The sequence below is a fragment of the Chryseobacterium sp. HNCC26DJ240 genome, assembly GCF_057180485.1.
Genome location: NZ_JBXUGK010000006.1, coordinates 177,456 through 199,079 on the forward strand (window position 1 = coordinate 177,456; position 21,624 = coordinate 199,079).

The 21,624-nt window shown below is 35.3% G+C and carries 19 protein-coding genes; 5 read left to right on the forward strand and 14 right to left on the reverse strand.

Features of this window, described 5'->3' with window-relative positions:
• Positions 1-9 precede the first annotated feature (9 nt).
• From rny to AC2A1G_RS13335, 6 genes are all read right to left on the reverse strand, one after another.
• Positions 10-1,578, reverse strand: a complete 1,569-nt coding sequence (rny, locus tag AC2A1G_RS13310; RefSeq protein ID WP_484047400.1) for a ribonuclease Y — start codon at positions 1,576-1,578, stop codon at positions 10-12.
• A 223-nt stretch (positions 1,579-1,801) separates the two neighbouring features.
• Complete coding sequence (locus AC2A1G_RS13315) at positions 1,802-2,089, reverse strand: cell division protein ZapA (RefSeq protein ID WP_262152524.1); 288 nt, start codon at positions 2,087-2,089, stop codon at positions 1,802-1,804.
• Positions 2,089-2,391, reverse strand: a complete 303-nt coding sequence (locus AC2A1G_RS13320) for a hypothetical protein (RefSeq protein WP_484047401.1) — start codon at positions 2,389-2,391, stop codon at positions 2,089-2,091. Before AC2A1G_RS13320 ends, AC2A1G_RS13315 begins: the two co-directional genes overlap by 1 nt.
• A 134-nt stretch (positions 2,392-2,525) precedes the next feature.
• On the reverse strand, positions 2,526-3,308 hold the full coding sequence (gene porT, locus AC2A1G_RS13325; protein ID WP_484047402.1) for a type IX secretion/gliding motility protein PorT/SprT: 783 nt from the start codon (positions 3,306-3,308) through the stop codon (positions 2,526-2,528).
• Between the two features lie 3 nt (positions 3,309-3,311).
• On the reverse strand, positions 3,312-4,043 hold the full coding sequence (gene ubiE, locus AC2A1G_RS13330; protein WP_484047403.1) for a bifunctional demethylmenaquinone methyltransferase/2-methoxy-6-polyprenyl-1,4-benzoquinol methylase UbiE: 732 nt from the start codon (positions 4,041-4,043) through the stop codon (positions 3,312-3,314).
• A complete protein-coding gene (locus tag AC2A1G_RS13335) occupies positions 4,040-4,609 on the reverse strand; it encodes a hypothetical protein (protein WP_484047404.1) in 570 nt (189 codons plus the stop codon). Before AC2A1G_RS13335 ends, ubiE begins: the two co-directional genes overlap by 4 nt.
• 100 nt (positions 4,610-4,709) lie before the next feature.
• Between AC2A1G_RS13335 and AC2A1G_RS13340 the strand changes: the two genes are divergently transcribed.
• Together AC2A1G_RS13340 and AC2A1G_RS13345 are read left to right on the forward strand one after the other, a co-directional pair.
• Positions 4,710-5,777, forward strand: a complete 1,068-nt coding sequence (locus AC2A1G_RS13340; RefSeq protein ID WP_484047405.1) for a 3-oxoacyl-ACP synthase III family protein — start codon at positions 4,710-4,712, stop codon at positions 5,775-5,777.
• A 63-nt stretch (positions 5,778-5,840) separates the two neighbouring features.
• Positions 5,841-7,046 (forward strand): metallophosphoesterase, encoded by a 1,206-nt coding sequence (locus AC2A1G_RS13345; protein WP_484047406.1) that lies wholly within the window; start codon positions 5,841-5,843, stop codon positions 7,044-7,046.
• Positions 7,047-7,170: 124 nt separating this feature from the next.
• Here the strand turns inward: AC2A1G_RS13345 and AC2A1G_RS13350 are convergent, their stop codons facing one another.
• A complete protein-coding gene (locus AC2A1G_RS13350; RefSeq protein ID WP_484047407.1) occupies positions 7,171-7,923 on the reverse strand; it encodes a polysaccharide deacetylase family protein in 753 nt (250 codons plus the stop codon).
• A gap of 86 nt (positions 7,924-8,009) precedes the next feature.
• Positions 8,010-8,972 carry an NAD-dependent epimerase/dehydratase family protein gene (locus AC2A1G_RS13355; RefSeq protein WP_484047408.1) on the reverse strand — a complete coding sequence of 321 codons (963 nt, stop codon included), beginning with the start codon at positions 8,970-8,972 and terminating at the stop codon, positions 8,010-8,012.
• Between the two features lie 92 nt (positions 8,973-9,064).
• On the opposite strand from AC2A1G_RS13355, the gene ggt reads away from it, so the two are divergent.
• The 3 genes from ggt (at position 9,065) to AC2A1G_RS13370 (ending at position 13,545) form a co-directional block, all read left to right on the forward strand.
• The gene (gene ggt, locus AC2A1G_RS13360) at positions 9,065-10,750 is read left to right on the forward strand and encodes a gamma-glutamyltransferase (RefSeq protein ID WP_484047409.1); all 1,686 of its coding nucleotides are present in this window, start codon (positions 9,065-9,067) and stop codon (positions 10,748-10,750) included.
• Between the two features lie 141 nt (positions 10,751-10,891).
• Positions 10,892-12,106: a virginiamycin B lyase family protein gene (locus tag AC2A1G_RS13365; protein WP_484047410.1), complete on the forward strand. Its 1,215-nt coding sequence runs from the start codon at positions 10,892-10,894 to the stop codon at positions 12,104-12,106.
• Between the two features lie 158 nt (positions 12,107-12,264).
• Positions 12,265-13,545, forward strand: a complete 1,281-nt coding sequence (locus AC2A1G_RS13370; protein ID WP_484047411.1) for a dicarboxylate/amino acid:cation symporter — start codon at positions 12,265-12,267, stop codon at positions 13,543-13,545.
• A gap of 140 nt (positions 13,546-13,685) precedes the next feature.
• Here AC2A1G_RS13370 and AC2A1G_RS13375 read toward each other — a convergent pair whose 3' ends face one another.
• The 6 genes from AC2A1G_RS13375 to AC2A1G_RS13400 form a co-directional block, all read right to left on the reverse strand.
• The gene (locus AC2A1G_RS13375; protein ID WP_484047412.1) at positions 13,686-14,537 is read right to left on the reverse strand and encodes a diacylglycerol/lipid kinase family protein; all 852 of its coding nucleotides are present in this window, start codon (positions 14,535-14,537) and stop codon (positions 13,686-13,688) included.
• 88 nt (positions 14,538-14,625) lie between these two features.
• A complete protein-coding gene (locus AC2A1G_RS13380) occupies positions 14,626-15,888 on the reverse strand; it encodes an NHL domain-containing protein (protein WP_484047413.1) in 1,263 nt (420 codons plus the stop codon).
• Between the two features lie 129 nt (positions 15,889-16,017).
• Entirely contained in the window at positions 16,018-16,812 is a 795-nt protein-coding gene (locus AC2A1G_RS13385) for a DUF3298 and DUF4163 domain-containing protein (RefSeq protein ID WP_484047414.1), read from the reverse strand.
• Positions 16,813-16,910: 98 nt separating this feature from the next.
• Positions 16,911-17,729, reverse strand: a complete 819-nt coding sequence (locus AC2A1G_RS13390; protein WP_484047415.1) for an RsiV family protein — start codon at positions 17,727-17,729, stop codon at positions 16,911-16,913.
• Positions 17,730-17,789: 60 nt separating this feature from the next.
• Positions 17,790-19,724 carry a transglutaminase gene (locus AC2A1G_RS13395; protein WP_484047416.1) on the reverse strand — a complete coding sequence of 645 codons (1,935 nt, stop codon included), beginning with the start codon at positions 19,722-19,724 and terminating at the stop codon, positions 17,790-17,792.
• 3 nt (positions 19,725-19,727) lie between these two features.
• Complete coding sequence (locus AC2A1G_RS13400; RefSeq protein ID WP_484047417.1) at positions 19,728-21,620, reverse strand: DUF3857 domain-containing protein; 1,893 nt, start codon at positions 21,618-21,620, stop codon at positions 19,728-19,730.
• Between the last annotated feature and the right edge of the window lie 4 nt (positions 21,621-21,624).

Here is a 21,624-nt window from a genome sequence, read left to right on the forward strand (position 1 = left end):
ACTGAAAAATTATCTTGCGATATTTACAGCTCTTGTCTCTCTAATTACGGTCACTCTTACCTGCCCAGGATACGTCAATTCATTCTGAATCTTCTCTGAAATATCATAAGAAAGCTGTGCAGACTGCTCGTCATTTACTCTTCCGCTTTCAACCATTACTCTCAGTTCTCTACCTGCCTGAATTGCGTAAGCTGAAGAAACTCCTTCAAAACTTAAAGCTGCCGCTTCAAGATCTTTCAGTCTTTGGATATAAGATTCCAAAACCTGACGTCTTGCTCCCGGTCTTGCTCCTGAAATCGCATCGGCAACCTGAATGATTGGTGATAATAATGAAGTCATTTCCACCTCGTCGTGGTGAGCTCCGATGGCATTTACCACTTCTGGATTTTCACCGTATTTCTCAGCCCACTGCATTCCTAAAAGTGCGTGAGGAAGTTCAGATTCCTGCTCAGGAACTTTTCCGATATCGTGAAGAAGACCGGCTCTTTTCGCCATTTTTACATTTAAGCCTAATTCTGCAGCCATTGTTGCAGCGATGTTTGCTACTTCTCTTGAGTGCTGAAGAAGGTTTTGTCCGTAAGACGAACGGTATTTCATTCTACCGACGATCTTAACCAATTCAGGGTGTAAACCGTGAATTCCTAAATCAATAATGGTTCTTTTACCCACTTCGATGATTTCTTCTTCGATCATCTTTTTGGTTTTTTCTACAACCTCTTCGATTCTTGCTGGGTGAATTCTTCCGTCTGTTACCAGTCTGTGAAGCGATAATCTTGCAATTTCTCTTCTCACAGGATCAAAACATGAAAGAAGAATTGCTTCCGGAGTATCATCAACGATGATTTCAACACCAGTCATCGCTTCCAAAGCACGGATATTTCTACCTTCTCTACCGATAATTCTGCCTTTTACTTCATCAGATTCGATATTGAAAACAGATACTGAATTTTCAATAGCCTGCTCCGTTCCAATTCTCTGAATGGTCTGGATAACGATTTTTCTTGCTTCACTTTTTGCATTCAGCTGAGCTTCTTCCATAATGCTCTGAACGTGTGCCTGAGCTCTGGTTTTTGCTTCTGCTTTTAATGTTTCTACCAATTCAGCTTTGGCTTCATCTGCTGTATAGTTTGAAATTTTCTCAAGCATCTCGATTTTTTTAGCTGTTGCAGTATCGAGATCCTGTTGTTTTCTTTCAATGATTTCATTCTTTTTGGCATAATCAGCAATCTGTCTGTCCAGATCTTTCTCTAATTTTCCTGCTTTGCTGAGCTCGTCATTGAGTTTGTTTTCTTTGTCTTTGGTGCGTTTTTCAGCTTCCTGCATTTTCTTTTCACGTGTCTGAATGTCTGCGTCATGCTGAGATTTTAATTCTAAAAACTTTTCTTTTGCCTGCAGGTGTTTATCTTTTTTTATGGATTCTGCCTGTAAATTGGCTTTTTCAAGAAGATTATCTGCATTTTTTTTGGCATCATCAACGATGAATTTTGCTTTGGTATTGAGTGAGCTTTTGGAAAATAGCATTCCTACTACCGCACCAATTACTAAACAAATCACGCCGACTATAATGGCTGTTATCATATATATATTGAGTTTAATTGTCTTTTAAAAATAAAAAAAGCCCACAACAATTCAGAGATTTAGAGTAAACTCCTGATCTACACGATTTGATCTGATTTCTTCTCTCTGTAATCTGCGTAAAGCAGCACGCCATTGAAAAGACATTCGAACGTTAATTGTTTAGCGTTGAGTTTACCTTAATGTGTTAGAATTATTGTAGGCAGTTTGTTTTGGGAAAAAAAATCTATTTCCCGGTTTCTCCCAGCATCTGATTAATGTTTGCTAATCTTTCGCTGGCAGATTTTATATTTTTTTCGTTGGCAAGAGACACCATTTCTGCGTTCGTACCCAATTTTAAGGCACACATAGCTAATGCATCCTGTTTATCTCTCACGTCAAAATTCTGTTCAAAATCCTTAATCATATTTTCGATCTGCTTCCCCACTTTTCTCAGTGTTTCTTCTTCAGCTGCGGGTACATTCAGCGGATATACTCTTCCGGCAATGTTGATGGTTATTCTTCTTACATCCATTACAATCCACTGTTTTGAAGCTGCGCAATACAAAAGTCTACTTCTTTCACCAATCTGTTGATGTGGTTTTTCATAAGTCTGTTGTGTTCAGGATTTCCTGATATTGCTGAATACAATTTTATATTTTTCTGTTCTTCTGCTAAGACCTGACCTCTTTTTCTTTCTTCATCATACTTCTTCTTCAGCTCGGTATGCTCTGCATTTAATTCTGAAAATCTATCGGAAAGATTCTGATAATTTTTATGGAGATTATGAATCTTTTTTTCCAGTTCCGAAAATTGATTTTCTAATTCTTGAAGCATTTCAGGTTGATATTCTAACTTCTCACAAAAATAGGAAAATAATGGTACGAACAAAAATAAAAACCATGATATTTAGGTGTAAAACGAAAAAAGGAGACACATTTCTGTATCTCCTTTATTATCATTTAATTAAATTATTCAAATTTAAGAACAAACATTACCGCTCTCGTCTGAAGTGTAGATACTGCAGATGCCCAATATGGAGGTGTGGTAGCATTATCAGCAACCATTTCATTGTTCATAAAGAACGTTCCTCTAACAGCAGGTGTTAATTTAAATTTATTGAAATAAAACTGAACACCAAATTCAGCTGACCATGCAAAATTGTGCGTGGTAGATCTGAAAACCTGCTGAAGGTTATCTTCTGTAGAATCTGAATTTGACTGCAAGTTTACAATATAGTTTACACCCGCAGCAATATATGGTCTTGAATTGTACCATCTGTCACCATGAAGTTCCAGCAAAACAGGAACATCTACTAAAGTAGACTTAACCTGTCTGTGTGTATCTTTCTCTGAAAGTCCAATTGGTGAAAAAGGAGGATTCGTTAAAGTACCGTCCTGATACTTGTCATTTGGCTGAGTGTAAAAAACAATTTCTCTTTGACCAAACTGTAACCCCGGTTCCATTCTAAGATCAAGATAGTCATTGATTCTAAGTTTACCGATAAGCCCTGCACCAAAGCTGTAACTTGGTTTTGATGTAACGAGATTTGCATTCCCATCCATACCGTATCTCGGGTTCAGGTTGATATGATAATCCATCATATTACCATTAAGATAGAATCCCCAGCTGACCTTCTGCTGATCAAAACTTTCCAACTTATCCATCCTGTTACGGGTTCTGAATTGTGCATCTGCAAAAACTGCGATATTTACTGAGGCAAAAACCAGTGCTTTTAATAAAAATTTATTCATAGGTTACTTTGTTGCTTTATAAATTGTGGCTATACCTAAACTTAGTTTTTTATATTCAACTTTTTTAAATCCTGTATTTAAAAGAATCTGTTTCATTTTTTCACCAAAAGGGAAAGCATTCACAGAATCCGGAAGATAGGTGTAGGCCCTGTTGTCTTTAGAAACCAATCTACCTATAGCAGGTAAAATGTTTTTAAAATAAAACATATAAAATGGTCCTAAAAATCCTTCTACCTTAGAGAACTCAAGTATATAAATACTTTTGTTTTCTTTCACTACTCTTCTCAGTTCAGACAAACCTTTGGTAAGGTTTTCAAAATTTCTTACTCCAAATGCTACAGAGACTGCATCAAACCTATTATCCTCAAAAGGAAGATTTTCAGCATCGCCTTTCTGCATAGAAATTTTGCCGTCTAATTTAAGTTTTTTTATTTTAATAACGCCAACATTTAACATTTGTTGCGATAAATCTAAACCAACTACCTTCGCCTGTGTACCTTTTTCAACCGCAATTGCAAGATCTCCCGTTCCTGTAGCTACATCCAGCACTTCCTGCGGGCTGTCATTTTTCATCCAGTTGACCAAAGTATTCCTCCACAAAACATCAATTTTCATTGATAAAACGTGATTTAATAAATCGTATTTTGGAGCAATATTGTCAAACATATCCTCCACCTGGCTTTTTTTGGTTGCCTCAGAGTTGTAAGGCGTCACATTATTGATATCTTTTGTCAAAACTTGTAATATTCGTTATAATAATTAAGATAATCCTGCTTTCTGAATATTTTGGTGCGGGATTCTACCTTTTGAATGTTTTTAATCAGCTTGTCATAATCTTCATCTACATTATAATAAAAATCTTCTGTGTAAAGCTTATTAAAATGTTTCGGTCCTCCATAATAGGTCTTCCCGTCAATCACAGTCTTATCAAGTGCCAAAAGTAAGGAATCTTTCTTTAGGTTGTACCCATAATATTGCTCATTAACGTAATAATCTTGATGAGCAAGATTAATCAGCCCTCTCAATTTATTCACTTCAAATGCAGAATCATAAAGTAATTTTTTATTCTGATCAAAAACTTTGATATTGTTTTTGCCTTTGTTTAGATCAATATTGACAGTTTGACCGGCGGAGATTACGCCTTCATTATCATTATTTATTCTGTAGTAGAATGTTTTCGTTGTAGGATTATCTACCACGTAATAGTTTTTCTTCGCAAGAAAAAAGAAATAAATCCCAAAGGCTCCCACAAACGCCACCAATGCTATCAAAAGACCTTTTAACGAAGGATTGTTTTTCATAAGTATGTAAAGTAGAATTTTTGCAAATTTAATAATAATTTTAATTCTTTCTTATTAATATTAATTATTAACTTTGCAACCTTAAAAAAATTGTATAAAAATGCCTAATACGATCATCATTGGCTCAGGATCTTATCTACCAAACAGAATTATAGGACGAGATTTTTTCTTAAATTCTGAATTTTATGCTGAAGACGGACAGAAAATTGACAAGCCAGCAGAAGAAACCATTTCAAAATTTGTAGAAATCACAGAAATTGAAAACCGAAGGTTTATAGAAGATGATCTTTCCAACTCAAAGATTGGTTACGAAGCTGCAAAAATTGCCATTGAGGATGCCAATATTGATCCGGAGACATTAGATTACATTGTTTACGCAAGTAATTTTGGTGAAGTTACAGTAAACGGCTACGCAGATTTCATGCCCAACATGGCAGCGAGAGTGAAAAACCTTTTAGGCATCAAAAACAGAAAGTGTATTACTTATGACATGATGTTTGGTTGCCCGGGCTGGGTAGAAGCTATGATTTTAGCAGACCAATTCATTAAAGCAGGAACAGCAAAAAACATTTTGGTCATTGGTGGGGAAACTTTAAGCAGAGTGACCGATCCTTACGACAGAAATAAAATGATTTTCGCCGACGGTGCTGGTGCTGTAGTTGTTACCGCAACTGAGGAAGAAAATGTGGGAATTATCGCCCACAATACAATCTGCGACAACGGACTGGAACTGAATTATCTTGCCAACGGACCTTCAATCAACAAAGAAGCTGACCAAAGCAGACTTTATGTGAGAATGCAGGGTAGAAAAATCTACGAGTACGCTCTTAAAAATGTCCCTGTAGCCATCAAAGAAACCATCGACGATGCCGATTTATCTATTGAAAATATCAGCAAAATTTTAATTCATCAGGCGAATGCAAAGATGGATTACGCAATGATAGACAGGCTTCACAAGCTGTACGACATCAAAGATTACGATCATTCTATTTCTCCAATGACGATTCAGGAGTTTGGAAATTCATCTGTAGCAACAATTCCTACCATGTTTGATTTAATTATTAAAGGAAAAATGGAGGGTCATTCGTTTAAAGCAAAAGACAATGTAGTGATGACTTCGGTAGGTGCCGGAATGAACATCAATGCAATTGTTTACAGATTCCCTTAAAATTTTATTTAAATTAAAATACAAAGCACAAAGGAAGTCTCTTTTGTGCTTTTTTTAAACATTATGCAGAAGAATTTTTTAATCATTACCGCTATTTTCCTTTTTCTGGAAATCTACATTTATCAGGCAGTAAGAACGCTTACAGATAATTTCTGGATCAGAATTGCGTATTGGGCAATTACGTTATCAGTTTACGGACTTTTCGCTTACGAGCTTACCAATATATCCCGTGCGGACAAAGACCCTACCCGACTTCATCTTACCGTTTCATTGTTTTTGATATTTATCTTACCTAAAATTTTTGTCGTCTTATTTCTATTGGTTGATGATATTTTCCGAACCGGAACTTATTTTTTCAACTTCACCAGACCTGGGGATCATTTCTTTCCGGAAAGAAGAAAATTCTTAAGCCTTGTTGGGTTAGGTTTGGGAGGTGCATTTTCTGCATTATTTATTGATGGAATTACTTTTGGGAAATTCAGGCACAAAGTAAGAAAAGTGAAAATTAAAATTCCTGGACTTGGAAAAAGTTTTAAAGGATATAAAATTATTCAGATCTCCGATGTTCACAGCGGAAGCTTTCCAAATCCTGAGAAACTGCAACATGCGATTGACTTAATTAATGAACAAAAGCCTGATTTGGTATTATTTACTGGTGACATGGTGAATAATGTTGCAGAAGAATTTAAACCTTTCATTCCACTTTTTTCAAAGATAAAAGCGAAAGACGGCAAGTTGGCGACATTAGGAAACCATGATTACGGCGATTACGTGACCTGGAAATCTCCGCAAGCGAAGATTGACAATCTTGAAACCCTTATTAATTATGAAAAGCAGGCAGGTTTTGAAAATTTAAGAAACGAACACCGCATCATTGAAAGAAACGGAGAAAAACTCTACATTTTAGGGATTGAAAACTGGGGTCTGAAGCCGTTTCCACAGTATGGAGATTTGGATAAGGCTTTAAAAAACGTTCCGGAATTGGCTCCAAAAATATTGATGAGCCATGACCCTTCTCACTTTGATGCCATCGTGAAAAAACACCCGGGAAATGTGCATTTGACACTCTCTGGACATACGCATGGAATGCAGTTTGGTTTGGATTTGAAAAATGTAAAATGGTCGCCTGTACAATACAAATATCCGAAATGGGCAGATTTGTATGAAAGCGAAGGAAAATTGCTATATGTGAACCGTGGATTCGGCGTTTTAGCTTATCCTGGAAGAGTTGGAGTTTTGCCTGAGATTACGCTTTTTGAGCTCTCGTAGTTTTTTGATTTTAGATTTGAGGTTTTAAATTTGAAATTTGAAATTTGAGATTGGCGTTGTGATGTCTGTAGAAAAAGATTGTTGCGCATCCTGTAACGCGAAACTCTTAGCACGCAACCCGTAACTAAAAAATAAAATCTTTCATACGGGAAGTTGCCAATTCTTTCTCGTTAACAAAAGTAAGGAGGGCATTGAGTTTGTCCTCCATTTTTTTGCCCGAATTGTAGCGTCGGTAAAAAGGCATTTTTAAGCCGTACTTTTTAAAATCCGTAAACTGCCATGAATTGATGTAAATAAGCACAAATTCTTCGCTTTTTAACGTCTCAAAAACCATGTTTTGATAATATTGCATCGGCAAAGCCTGAAAAACAAAATCATTATACGGAAGCTGACTGTAAGGCGAGATACTTTCCGGAACAATACTCACCCCGTTTTCTTCGGTTATTTCAGTATCTCTTTTCAGTCTTTTGAAGGGAAAAAGAATGTCAGAATTGTCAATATTGGAAACATAATTAAATTCCAGCATCTTCAAATCTTCCAAAGGATATTTTACTTCCTTTTGCCGAATCCCGCGAATCTGTTTTTCAAGTAATTCCTGAGTCTGCTTTTTTACATTTTCAATTTTTGCAAGCGTGGAATTTTCATTATAAAAAGCAATTTCATGCCCTTGAGCAGAAATTGCTTTTATGAGTTGCTGCAGTTTTTCTATGATAGAAATTTCAATAAAAAAACTCGCTTTAATGTCATGTTCATCTAAAATTTTTAAAATCGATCTTGTATTTTCTTCTGTGATTTTCAGTCTTTCAATCAGCGAAATGCCGGCTGTATTTTTACATTCAGCATCAGAATTCACAATATTGAAAGTTAATAAAATCATTCAAGTTAATTTTAGATAAAAACCATAAAACACTTTAAAATAAATATTTGAACAAAAAATATTAAACATTTACTTAAAGCTGAAAATTATTTATTCAGTTTTACTTTTAGATTTTTAATCATATCTTTTGTCATCTCAGAAATCCCGAAATTATAGGATAATCCCCAGTCTTTTTTAGCTACAGAATCATCAATAGATGCAGGCCAAGAATCAGCAATTGCCTGTCTGAAATCCGGTTTATAATCAATCTCAAATTCTGGAATCTCTTTTTTAATTTCTGCTGAAAGTTCAGCTGGAGTAAATGACATTCCGCCCAAATTATAAGAAGAACGAACGGTCAAACTTTCCTTTGGAGCATCCATTAATTTCAGGGTTGCGTTGATGGCGTCATCCATATACAGCATCGGCATTCCTGTATTTTCAGAAATAAAACTTGTGTATTTCCCTTCTTCCAGAGCTTCATAAAAAATTTCAACAGCATAATCAGTAGTACCGCCACCAGCAGGAGTTTTCCAGGAAATCAAACCGGGATAACGGATACTTCTTACGTCAACACCATATTTATCAAAATAATATTCGCACCATTTTTCACCTGCCATCTTAGAAATTCCGTAAACTGTTGTGGGATTTAAAACAACGTCCTGCCCAACATTTTCTTTTGGGATTCCTTTCCCGAAAACTGCAATTGAACTTGGCCAGAAAATCTTTTTAAGCAAACCTTCTTTCGCCATTTCACAAAAATGCAACAGAGGCTCAAGATTCAGTTTCCATGCGAAAACAGGCTGTTTCTCTGACGTTCCTGACAATAAAGAAGCCAAATGATAAACAGTAGTGATCTCATAATCTTTAATTACCTGTCTTACCAGCTGCGTATTGGTCACATCCATTCTTTCATAATGTCCGGCAGATGTAAGGTCTTTTTGGTATCTATCAAGTCCCGAAGCAACCACATTATCAGCACCATGTATCTCAACAAGACGGTTGGTAAGTTCGGTTCCTATTTGCCCTAAAGCTCCTGTTATCAGTATTTTTTCTGTGAAAGACTCCATTTTTATTTTTTATTGGTTGACTGAAAGCAAAAATAAAAATTTTAGGTACTACCGTGAAACAAAAAGTGTAATTTAGAGTGTAAAATTTTAAGATGAGAAAGATTATCTATATTCTTTTGCTTGCTGGAAGTTCATTTTCAGCACAATACAAAGATATTCAGATTGTAAAAGAAGTGAAAGTTTTTAAAAAAGGTGTTGTTGTCAGCGCGCATCCTTTAGCCAGTGAAGCAGGAGCAAAAATCCTCAGAATAGGCGGCAATGCCTATGACGCCGTTGTTGCAACTCAATACGCTTTGGCTGTCGTTTATCCACAAGCCGGAAACATTGGCGGAGGCGGTTTTTTGATTGGTGTAAAAAATAACGGAGAAAATTTCAGTTTAGATTACCGTGAAACCGCTCCCAATAAAGCTTCTAAAGATATGTATCTCGACAAAAAAGGAAATGCAGATACTGATCTCTCACAAAATGGGCGTTTAGCTGTAGGAATTCCCGGAAGCGTTGCAGGATTTTTTGCCACTTTGAAGTATTGCAATCTTCCAATGGAAAAACTTATCCAGCCAGCAATTGATATTGCTGAAAAGGGTTTTGCAATCACTAATCAGGAAGCAGAATTATTAAATTACAGCAAAAAGTTTTTTGAAAAGCATAATAAAAATCAAATTGCTTTTGTGAAAAATTCAGATTGGAAGCAAGGCGATATTTTAATACAAAAAGAACTGGCTGAAACCTTAAAACTCATTCAGAAAAACGGAATGAAGGGCTTTTATGAAGGAAAAACCGCTGAACTCATTACAAAAGAAATGAAAAACGGCAACGGAATTATCAGTCTTGAAGATATCAAGAACTACAAAGTTGTCGAAAGAAAGGCTTTGAATTTTAAATATAAAGAAAGCGATATCGTTTCCATGCCTTTGCCGTCCAGCGGAGGAATTCTTCTGGCACAAATGCTGAAAATGTCATGTTTTGAAAATCTTCAGAAGTATCAGCATAATTCCACGGAAGCAGTTCAAATTATGGTCGAAGCCGAACGACGTGCTTTTGCCGACAGAGCAGAATACATGGGCGATCCAGCTTTTATAGATGATAAAACTTCATACTTAATTTCAGAAGATTATTTAAAAAACAGATGGAAATCTTTTAGTTTCAAAAAAGCTACAGCAAGTTCAGAAGTTGGAAAAATAGTTCAACAGCCTAAAGAATCCACAGAAACCACGCACATTTCTGTAATTGACAAAGATGGAAACGCAGCGGCTGTGACAACTACCTTAAACGGTCTCTACGGCAGCAAAGTCGTTGTTTCCGGTGCCGGATTTTTCTTAAACAACGAGATGGATGATTTCTCTGTAAAACCAGGCGTTCCTAATATGTTTGGGGCAGTTGGCGGAAAAGCCAATGAAATTCAGCCCGGCAAAAGGATGCTTTCGTCAATGACTCCAACGATTGTGATGAAAAACGGCAAACCTTTTATGGTTGTGGGAACCCCTGGTGGAACCACGATTCCAACTTCGGTTTTTCAGTCTGTTGTGAATGTGATTGATTTTAAATTGAATGCCAATCTTGCTGTAAATACTCCAAAATTTCATCATCAGTGGTTACCGGAAATTGTAGCTTTTGAAAAGAATTTTCCAGAATCCACCATCAAAAACCTTGAAAATTTAGGCTATAAAGCTGAAAGATGGAATCAACTCGGCAGGACAGAAATGATTTTAGTAGACGAAAACGGAAATATTCACGCTGTTGCAGATGGTCGTGGAGATGATTCTGTAGCGGTGGAATAAAAATACTCCACATCATTCATTATTTTATTCTGCATAATATTTTTCACACTATATTGTTTTAAATTTATTATTTTTGAATATTACACTGTTAATCAGCAGAAATTCTCAATAAAGCACCAAAACATCTAAAATAATTAGTATATGAAAATCAAAACTTTCCTCTTTTTAATTTTTTTAACATTAAAAACAACTCTCTCTGCACAGGTTTCCGTTAATCAGTATTGGGCACAGTTAACGATTGGAAGTGATCCTCTAGATATTATAATAGACGATGCTGGCAATTTATATACCGCTAACTCTAATGGAAATTCTGTAAGTAAAATAAGTCCCGGCGGAACAGTTACTCAAAACTGGGCAACCTTAGTTCCCAATTCATTACCACAGGAGCTCGTTATGGATGATTCTGGAAATATCTATACTGCAAATTTTGGAAACAGCACAGTAAGCAAAATAAGTTCCACTGGCGTTGTTATTCCTGCTTGGGCAACTTTAGCAGGCAATTCATCTCCCAGGGGAATCGCAATAGACAGTAACGGAAATCTTTATACTGCAAACTATAACAGCAGCACCGTAAGCAAAATAACACCTTCCGGAATAGTGACTCAGAATTGGGCAGCTTTGGCGTTCAACTCTTTCCCAAATAGTATAACCATAGATTCTTCAGATAATATCTATCTTCCAAATGGAAATTCTAACAGCAATGTCAGTAAAATTACACCTTCTGGAACCGTAACCCAAAATTGGATTCAGCTGCCCGGTGGTACAGGTCCTGCCAAAATGGTTGAAGACGTAGCTACCGGAAATTTTTATCTGGCCAATCTTACTAATAGTACTGTAAGTAAAATCAGCCCATCGGGTTCTATAATTAACAGTTGGGCAATACTCCCTAGTGGAACAAATCCATGGGAGATCATAATGGATGATACGGGAAATATCTTTACCATTGGTTTTGGTGATAAAATCAGTAAAATTACATCATCAGGAATGGTAACTGCAAATTGGGTTAGCTTATCAAGCACCACGATATCTTACAGTATGGTTTTTGACAGTCTGGGAAATCTATATACAGCAAATTCCGGTAATGACCGTATCTGCAAAATAACCATGCCACTCTCAACAGGCGAAAACAAAAAAATATCCGAAGTTCATATATATCCCAATCCAGTAAACTCGACCCTTAATTTCTCGGAAGAACTTTCGGAAGTATCTTTCAGGGACTTTACAGGTATTAAAGTTTTTGAACAGAATAAAAATACCAAAAGTATTTCTGTGGAACATTTACCAAAAGGAATATATCTTTTACAGGCAAAAAATACTGACGGAAAAGAGATTTCGAAAAAAATTATAAAGGAATAAATTCAGGAAAAATGGACAATATTAGATTGAAATATAGTAGGCTGTTAGAGCATAGTTTTAATCATCAGAGATGACGGATTCGTTATTTCTGTCTTTTATTTGACAAATTACAAAAGTCGTATTGCTAATTTTCTTAAATTTCGTCACAAATTTATACTTTGAAATCAAAAAAGTTTTATCAGCAACTCTACTTTCAGGTTATTGTAGCTATTGTTTTTGGAATCCTTCTCGGGACATTCTATCCTGAACTTGGTGAAAAAATGAAACCGTTGGGCGATGGCTTCATCAAATTGGTTAAAATGATTATTGCACCGGTAATTTTCATTACGCTTACTTTAGGAATTGCTCACATGACCGATTTGAAAAAGGTAGGAAGAATTGCCGTAAAAGCAATGATTTATTTTTTCACATTCTCTACCTTAGCTTTAATTATTGGACTCGTTGTCGGGAATTTATTGCAACCCGGAGCTGGTTTAAACATTGATCCTGCAAGTCTTTCTGGCGATGTTTCTCAGTATCAGCAAAAGGCTCACGATACTACTTTAACAGGTTTCATCATGAATATCATTCCGGAAACCCTTTTCAGTCCATTGATTGGAGAGAATATTCTTCAGGTACTTTTAGTCGCAATTCTCATGGGGGTAGCTTTGGTTTTGACGAAAGAAAAAAGCGGAAAAGTCACTGAATTTTTACAGGTTTTATCAGCTCCGATTTTTAAGATTGTTCACATGCTGATGAAATTAGCTCCTATCGGTGCGTTCGGTGCGATGGCTTTTACTATTGGTAAGTATGGATTGGCATCTGTTTTAAATCTTATTTTTCTGGTAGGAACTTTTTACATCACATCAGCACTTTTTGTTGTTTTGGTTTTGGGAGCAGTTGCCTGGTACAATGGTTTTAATATTTTTAAACTGATGTATTATCTGAAAGAAGAACTTCTTTTGGTTTTGGGAACAAGCTCATCAGAATCTGCCCTTCCGGGAATTATGGAAAAGATGGAAAAAGCAGGCTGCTCAAGAGCAATTGTCGGTTTGGTAGTTCCAACGGGCTATTCTTTTAACCTTGACGGAACGAATATTTACATGACTTTAGCCTCACTTTTTATCGCCCAGGCTTTAAATATTGATCTTTCAATAGAAAAACAACTGATGCTTTTACTGGTAGCCATGTTGAGTTCTAAGGGTGCGGCAGGCGTTACAGGAGCCGGATTTGTTACTTTAGCAGCCACGTTAGCAGTCGTTCCTGAAATTCCGATCGCGGGAATGACTTTGATTTTGGGAATTGATAAATTTATGAGTGAATGCCGTGCTTTAACCAACGTCATTGGAAATTCTGTAGCGACTGTTGTTGTTGCCAATTGGGAAAAACAATTAGACAAAGAACAACTGAAATATTGCTTGGCAAATCCTCATGAGATTGAGAAGAAATTAGAAATTTAGAGACAAAAGATATGACTGAAGCCACAAAAAATTAATTATCAGACTATTAATTTTGTATCTGATTATAGGAATAATCAATTTTCATCATTTGTGTTTTATAGCCTTCCTCTCGGAGGGCTTTTTTATTCACACTAAATGATTTAAATCAAAATATTCAAACTTGCAGGATGTACCTTGATGCGGATGGGAGATTCTATTTTATTGAATTCACCATCGAGATGCCAGTTTTTGGTATTGACACTGAATTCAATTTCAGAAACAGGAAGATAGGTGACGTAATCGTCGTCTTTCAGTTTTTTGGTAAACATTCTGAATGCAAAAAGTGGTGAATATGTTAAAGGAAATTTTTTAACCAAAACCATATCTACCAAACCGTCACTTTTGCTCGCCATTGGTGCGATGTAGGCATTATTACCGAATTGACGCGTATTCGCAATGTTTACCATCAGATATTTTCCGTTGTGCTGAGCCAGTTTTTCATCAGAAAACTGAAGTTTAATAGGTTTGTAGCTAAAAAATGTCTGAAGAGTAACTTTGATATAATTCTTAAATCCCCGGTCGGTTTTTTCAAATTCTTTTACCACTTTTCCATCGAAACCAGTTCCCGAGACATTGATGGAAAGTCTTTCGTTTACTGTGAAAGTATCTATTTTTCGAGATTTTTTAACCTTGATTTTTTCTAAAAGCTCATCCAGATTTTTACTGAATTGTGTTTCATTTGAAAACCCGTTTCCAGAACCAGCAGGAAATATGGCGAGAATTTTTTCTGAATTGATAATATTGCTCGCTACTGTGGAAATAGTGCCGTCCCCTCCTATTGCTACGAAAACATCAACATTTTCAAAGTTTTGGCGGATAAAATCATCAGTTCCCGGAATTGATTCTGAGATGTAATACAGCGGATTTTTCACTTTGTTTTTCAGCTCGTTAAGAAAAGGCTGGTAATTTTTTTTGGCTGAAAAAGGATTGATAATGAAGGCTACTTTTTCCATATCACAAAAATAAAAAATGCTTCCTTATTTGGAAGCATTAATATTAGTTAATGTTGATAGTTCGTTTATGTTTATGTTTTCGGACAATTTACTCCTTGATAAGCTTAAAGATCTGACTTCCTACTTTTACTAAATAGACTCCCCTGCTTAGGTTTTCTACGTTGATGGAGTCTCCTTTGTCGGCTTCTTGTGAAAGAACCAGTTTGCCGCTCATCTCAAATACCTTTACAGTGCATCTTTTACCAAGCCCCCCTAGCATAAAGAAAGAAGATGCAGGGTTAGGATACGGTTTTATGGTTATCAAGGTACTCTCTAAAGTAGAAAGAACCGCATTTATCTTTCTGATTTTCTGATTATTATGATCCGAAACATACACATTGCCAGAAGTATCCACTGCGACTCCGGTAGGAAGATTAAAACTTGCAAGCGTGCCTATAGCATCGGTGCTGCCCACTGTACCGCTGCCTGCCAAAGTAGTAACTACTCCTGCTGAAGTAATCTTACGGATTTTATTATTACCACTATCTGCCACATACACATTTCCAGAAGTGTCAACTGTTACTCTATAAGGATCATTAAAACTCGCAGCCGTGCCGGTAGCATCCGTACTGCCTAATGTACCGCTCCCCGCCAAAGTAGTAACCACTCCTGCCGAAGTAATCTTACGGATTTTATTATTATTTTTATCTGCCACATACACATTTCCCGAAGTGTCAACTGCTACCCCCCAAGGATTAAAAAAACTCGCAGCGGTGCCGGTAGCATCCGTACTGCCCGATGCACCGCTCCCCGCCAAAGTAGTAACCACTCCTGCCGGAGTAATCTTACGGATTTTATAATTATAAGTATCCGCTACATACACATTGCCCGAAGTATCCACCGCTATTCCATAAGGATAAGTAAAACTCGCAGCTGTGCCAATAGCATCAGTACTGCCATATGCACCGCTTCCCGCCAAAGTAGTAACCACTCCAGCCGGAGTAATCTTACGGATTTTAAGATTACTTGTATCTGCTACATACACATTGCCAGAAGTGTCCACCGCTACTCCGGTGGGAAACCTAAAACTCGCAGACGTGCCGGTAGCATCAGTAGCGCCTTGTGCACCGCTTCCTGCCAAAGTGGTAACCACTCCTGCCGGAGTAATCTTACGGATTTTATTATTACTAAAATCTGCCACGTACATATTGCCAGAATTGTCAACCGCTACTCCATAAGGATTATAAAAACTCGCAGCCGCGCCGGTAGCATCGGTATTGCCTTGTGTACCGCTTCCTGCCAAAGTACTTACAGTTTGTGCACTAAAAACACTTTGTAGTGCAACAGCAAAAAGTATAATTGTTTTTTTCATAGGATAATTTTTTGTTTTTGGTGTAATTTCTATCTAAAATAAGCATATACAAACATATAATCAAAAAATTATATCATTTTTTTGTGAAAATATAAATAAAAAATGCTTCCTTATTGGGAAGCATTAATATTAGTTAATGTTAAGTCTCTTTTTAAATTCGGGTTTTAACGCCTGTTTTATTTCTGAAAAAGGAACTTTAATTTCTATAATCCCTGAAACATAAGGTCCAATTTCGTATTGATTATAAATAAATGTGATTGAGTGATTATCAAAATAAAAATTTTTATTTGCAGTAATATTTTCGTCAAAAAGCATTTCTTTGTCAACGTGCTTTAATAAAATTGGTTTCCAGTTGATTTTTGAAGTTTCAATCAAATCAGACAACTGTACAATTGACTGATTTTTAATATCAACCACTTTATACAAATCATATCCATTGCCATGAGCACCACCGCTGAAGCCATAACCATTATAATTTACTGTAAGAAACTCTTTTGTTTGCGATAAAACTTTCATATCTGAATACTGGTCCCAAGTCTGTTTAAAATCTCTTACATAGTCTTCTTCACCAGCCTTTATATCTGCGAAATAACTTTTCATGTTCTCAATCATACGCTGTTGAATATTCTTTTTAGAAAAATCCTCCATAGGTTTATCTTTCAAAAGAAGTTCGCCAAAATAAAGACTGTCCAAAACTTTTTTGTCAAGCCCTTCTAAAGTGAGCAATTTTTGACGGTAATCTGCAGATAAATTCTTTGAAATGTTCGCTGAATCCTGCACGATGAGAGAATCAACCTTAATTTGTGGAAGTTCTTTTATCGCTTTTATTGTGTCCTTATTTTTTACAACCGTATTTTCTTCTAAATCCTTTTTAAAAGAGACAAGAAGTGAAATGATCACAAATGCAGAAACTATATTTTTCATGTATTTTTTTTCGGATTAAAAGCAAAAAACTTTCCAAAATTTATTTCTGAAAAGTTTTAAGAATTTATATTTTAAGATTTAAATTATATCTCAAAGATTTATTTGATATTAAATCTTTTTTGAAAATCTGCATTCAGCGTTCCGGTCAATTCCTGCCAACCTACAGGAATCACAATGTCTCCAGCGGCAAAAGCTGCAATTTCGTAAGGACTGTAATGAAAATAAAGATTTTTTTCATCGAAATAAAAATTTTCATTAGGCTCAATCACATCTACCAAAAGCATATCCGAATTTTTCACATCGCCTTTAGCATCGGTAGTTCCGCTGTGCATCCTGTCCATATTTTTTCTCAAAATCTGAGACAATTTATCATTAGGAATTGTTGTAATATCTGAAAGTATCAATTTCTTTTTATTTTTTAAATCAAAAACCCGGTTTAAAAACCAATAATTATCATGAGCACCCCCTTCATAAGCAGAAGATAAATATTCGATTTGAAGAAAATCATTTTTATATGAAATCTGGCTCATTTTAAAATAAGTATTCCAGGTTTGATTGTATTTGATGTCATCAAGCCAATCGGTCGATTTTGTTTTTGTTTCGTTAAAATATTCAGTTTTATCTTTATTTAAAAATTGCTGAAGACCATTTTTAGAATAATCTGAAATTCCTTTATAACTGAAATAAATACTGTCCAGCAGAGTTTTATCTTTAATTGAAGGATAAACCAACATATTTGCACTGTAATCCAATTTCAGTTTATCGCTGATTTTCAGAGAATCTTCAACAGAAATTGAGTCAGTAATAAATTTTTCAGGACTTTCAATATTTATTTGGTTCTCGACTTTCTTATCTTTTTTACATGATGCTAAAGAAGCAAAAAGCACAACACTGAAAATCAAAACTATATTTTTCATAAAACTATTTTTACGTTTGAAATGCAAAAACCATTCATTTCTGAATGGTTTTTCCGATTTTTATTTTTTAATGAGACTCATCACCTGACTTTCACTATCTGAAATTACTTTCCAGATTTGCTTGAATGCAGGGTAATATTCTTTGGGATAATCAGCACTTTCAATTTTATATTGTGAAGTAACCTTTATTTTTTTATCGGTTTTTTCCACAATATAGGAGTAACTGATTTCTTTGTCTTCTGTAACAATCTTCTTGCTTTTTGGCAAATCTCCAATTTCGTAACCTTCCGGAATCTCAATTTCTACGGTTTTAATTTTAGACACCGGCGATATAAAATCAATTATGTATTTTCTCTCATCTGTCTGATCAAAATCATTTTTTGAAGAGTGCAGAAATAATAATGGGTTGAAAATCTTTTTCTTTCCTACGTTATCAATCATATTTTCGGAACTAAATGCCATTTTAGATTCAAAATCTCCGTTTTCAAGCACGTTAGATTTAATATCTGTGAAGTCTACAGAAAAGTTTTCTTTATATTGCTTTTTGTATTTTTCCTGGTTTTCGTCATAATTTTCTTTGGCATTCATTGCAAATAATCCTACGTCCCGATCTTCATAAACTCCCGAAACACTTCCGTTTTCATTTATTTTCGCTTTGGTAGTCAAATAGTTATAAGACATTTTGATATTGTTGAGAGAAATGACTTCAGCTTTATCATCTTTTAGGAGAAGACCACTATTATTCCATACTCTTGATGGTAAAATTCCTTCTGTTGATTGCTTTGATGTAGCATCAAACAAATACATTTTCCCGTTAATCTCTGCACAGACAACCAGATAATTAAAATTTCCCACATTCGGAAAAGTTATATTTACACTCCCGTTTTTAACTGTTGAAATCAGTATAGGATAAGCTTTTAAACCCGAGCTTCGAAGCATATTCAAAAGCATAAGATTGATATCTCCGCTGTTTCCTGTTTTAGTTTTTATAAGTTCTTTCAAACCATTTTCTGCGTAATAACCGTTATTTTCATTCCAGATATAAGTAGATTTAACGAAATTATGAATCAGATTTGCTCTTTTCATTTCATCCTTTTCATTCAGTATTTCGGCAGATAATAATTCTTTTACAACACGGTCTTTTCTATACTGATTTCCAAAATCTTCATGATCCCAAAGCTTTTTTCTGATGTCTTCCCAGGTTGAGGTGTACATTTTGAGGTTATTATTGAAATAAGTTGAATGCAATTCTGCACGCAATTTAGTTCGGTAATTATCTCCGTTTTTTACAAATTTTTCAGTTTTGAAGGCTTTCAAATCTTCATAAGCAAAACGGTAGGTTTTGGTGGTCCTTCCGTAGAGTTGTGCTTCTTCCACTTTACGGTGTTTAGGCGAAAGGCTTCCAGTAAAATCTATTTGATAAGACATTTCTACAGGAGAATCAAAAACATACTCTGTATATTCAGACGGAATATCCAACTCAATATACGCCATCGGAACCTCATAAACAAACGGTGAAGAAACTTCATACTTATACTCTATTACAGAACCATTTTTGATGTTTGGGAAAGCAAATTTATTTACCGTGATGTATTTATTTTCTTTTGATTTAAATTTTGAACTCTTATCAACTTTTGTTTCCGCAATTTTATCATTTTCAAGATTATACACTACAGCCTTCATAGATCTCAAAGCCTCTTTACTGCCAGAATTATTGTCATAAAGTGAGATTTCAAGATTCATCCAGTCATCTACTTTGTCTTTATCATAGACTTTTATTCTGTACGCAATATTTTTTAAAAGATCTCCTGAAGTATCGTCAATTCTGTAATGAACAGAACGATATAGTATTTCTGCCGGAGCTTTTTCGTCAATTGCAGATTTTGTTTTTTTTAAATCTTCAATTGTAAACTTTGGCATCTTGAGAAACTCATGCTTTTGGGAATACAGAAAAGCCGCCGAAACGCAGCAGAATGTTATTAATATCTTTTTCATGCTTTATGATTTTTTTGAGATCATTACTTTTGAATTGTCAGCGTTCAGAATTTTTTTTCTGAAGCTTACATAATCATTGTATTTTTCTTTGGTATAAATACCTTTTTTTATCTGGATGAGTCTTCTTACAATTAATTTAGAGTCTTTTTTCTCAAAATTAAGGCTGTAAGTTCCAAATTCAGAGATTAAAGTTCCATTTTGTGGTAATTCTTCAATGAAATAACCTTCGGGAAGTTCAAAAGAAATTTCATAATCGTCTTCAAAAGCAAAAGGAGTTTCAAAAGGCAGATTTCTGTTTTCATTTTCGTGATAAAAACCTTCCGAATAAATCGGTACAGCTCTGAAAATAAAACTGCTTCCCACCATTTTAGAATAATTTGAAGCTTTAAAATTTAAATCATAATTGATAGAAGCAATGTCACGGTCATTCTTAAAATTATTCATTTCAAGGTTCTCGAAATTCAACATCGAAATTTGTGATTTCAAAGCATCATTTCTTTCTTTTTGAGACAAGCCTGTAAATCTGAGATTAAAATCGTATTGATTACCAGTGTACTGCAGTTTTGCTTTTCCTGAGATAGTTTTATCTGCATTCAAAACGATATCTATCAACTGCTTTTCACGGTTTTGCTGTGCTGTATAATTGGGAGTTTCAATAATTTCTATTCCTGAAGGTTTTACCGCCAAAACATTTCGGTCTGTGGTACTGAAACTCAAATGATTAAAAGCAATTTCCTGTGAGGTATTTTCAAGCCAGATGTTTCCTTTTTCGGTAGGAATTACCAATATCACGTGATTTCCGCCCATTTTCGGAAAATCTTTATCAAAACTTATAGCCGAAGAATTAGAGTTAATGATTGCATAATATGATTCAATTCCCGCCTCGTCCAAAAGTATTTTCATGTAATTGGTAAGACCTTTACAGTCTCCGTAACCCTTTTTCTGAACTTCATCCGGCAACATCGGCTGCCATCCGCCAATTCCGAGAGAAACAAAAATATATCTTGTTTTACTCTGCATGTACTGGTAGATTTTTTTTATTTTTTCTTCTTTCGTTCCTGTAAGATTTAAAGCTGCAATTTCTGCTTTAATCTGTGGAGTTGATGCCGAAACTGGCGTTAATAGACTATTATGATACCACAATCCGAAATCTTTCCACGTGGTAATTTTCCCTTTTTTCCCTACAAGATTGAATTCATCAAGAGAAAAACTCACTTTAGGTAAAATTTTCTGAGGATTCGGAACCAAAACTTCCTCCTCTAATGCCGAAATATTCTGATAAGTATAAGTCTTTGTATTCCCTTTATCATCAGCATTTACAGATGCATAACCGAAAGGCGACGGATATACTTTTGACCTTAAATTAATCCCTGAGTTGTTTACAATCGAAAACGTACTTTTCTCCAGAGAAATATTAAAATTACTAAACGGCGTAAAATCCGGAATAAAAACCGTGCTTTCGTCTTTCTGTTCGTAAGAAAACTCAACGGTATAAGGAAATACAGACGGAGTATAAGACAAAATCAAAGCTCTGCTGTCCGAATAAAACGATCCCTGACTGTTGGCAGCCATATCCAGAAAATCACTTTTTGAAAATGATTTTATTTTCTTTCCATTTTCATCGTACACAATTACTTTTACATTGCTGATGACATCACCTTTTTGGTAAAAAATCTTTGGAACGGCAAAGCCCATCGCCTCTTTGTTGAGAACGCTTATCGCAGAATAATTTTTATAAACAATCTCGTCAATCTTATTAATTTGAACTTGAGTGCTTTCACTACGTATGACGGCACTGGCGTTTTTTTTAATTTCTGGAGAGATTGAAGAAACGGGATAACTTTGGGAAAAATAAAATGAAGCCGTAAAGAGAGCTCCGACAATAAAGATTTTCATCGTA

What these genes read in the sequence shown, in the direction of transcription:
- rny (WP_484047400.1), bottom strand. Translation starts at nt 1,578, where the DNA reads ATGATAACAGCCATTATAGTCGGCGTGATTTGTTTAGTAATTGGTGCG.
- AC2A1G_RS13315 (WP_262152524.1), bottom strand. Translation starts at nt 2,089, where the DNA reads ATGGATGTAAGAAGAATAACCATCAACATTGCCGGAAGAGTATATCCG.
- AC2A1G_RS13320 (WP_484047401.1), bottom strand. Translation starts at nt 2,391, where the DNA reads ATGCTTCAAGAATTAGAAAATCAATTTTCGGAACTGGAAAAAAAGATT.
- porT (WP_484047402.1), bottom strand. Translation starts at nt 3,308, where the DNA reads ATGAATAAATTTTTATTAAAAGCACTGGTTTTTGCCTCAGTAAATATC.
- AC2A1G_RS13335 (WP_484047404.1), bottom strand. Translation starts at nt 4,609, where the DNA reads ATGAAAAACAATCCTTCGTTAAAAGGTCTTTTGATAGCATTGGTGGCG.
- AC2A1G_RS13340 (WP_484047405.1), top strand. Translation starts at nt 4,710, where the DNA reads ATGCCTAATACGATCATCATTGGCTCAGGATCTTATCTACCAAACAGA.
- AC2A1G_RS13345 (WP_484047406.1), top strand. Translation starts at nt 5,841, where the DNA reads ATGCAGAAGAATTTTTTAATCATTACCGCTATTTTCCTTTTTCTGGAA.
- AC2A1G_RS13350 (WP_484047407.1), bottom strand. Translation starts at nt 7,923, where the DNA reads ATGATTTTATTAACTTTCAATATTGTGAATTCTGATGCTGAATGTAAA.
- AC2A1G_RS13355 (WP_484047408.1), bottom strand. Translation starts at nt 8,972, where the DNA reads ATGGAGTCTTTCACAGAAAAAATACTGATAACAGGAGCTTTAGGGCAA.
- ggt (WP_484047409.1), top strand. Translation starts at nt 9,065, where the DNA reads ATGAGAAAGATTATCTATATTCTTTTGCTTGCTGGAAGTTCATTTTCA.
- AC2A1G_RS13365 (WP_484047410.1), top strand. Translation starts at nt 10,892, where the DNA reads ATGAAAATCAAAACTTTCCTCTTTTTAATTTTTTTAACATTAAAAACA.
- AC2A1G_RS13375 (WP_484047412.1), bottom strand. Translation starts at nt 14,537, where the DNA reads ATGGAAAAAGTAGCCTTCATTATCAATCCTTTTTCAGCCAAAAAAAAT.
- AC2A1G_RS13380 (WP_484047413.1), bottom strand. Translation starts at nt 15,888, where the DNA reads ATGAAAAAAACAATTATACTTTTTGCTGTTGCACTACAAAGTGTTTTT.
- AC2A1G_RS13385 (WP_484047414.1), bottom strand. Translation starts at nt 16,812, where the DNA reads ATGAAAAATATAGTTTCTGCATTTGTGATCATTTCACTTCTTGTCTCT.
- AC2A1G_RS13390 (WP_484047415.1), bottom strand. Translation starts at nt 17,729, where the DNA reads ATGAAAAATATAGTTTTGATTTTCAGTGTTGTGCTTTTTGCTTCTTTA.
- AC2A1G_RS13395 (WP_484047416.1), bottom strand. Translation starts at nt 19,724, where the DNA reads ATGAAAAAGATATTAATAACATTCTGCTGCGTTTCGGCGGCTTTTCTG.
- AC2A1G_RS13400 (WP_484047417.1), bottom strand. Translation starts at nt 21,620, where the DNA reads ATGAAAATCTTTATTGTCGGAGCTCTCTTTACGGCTTCATTTTATTTT.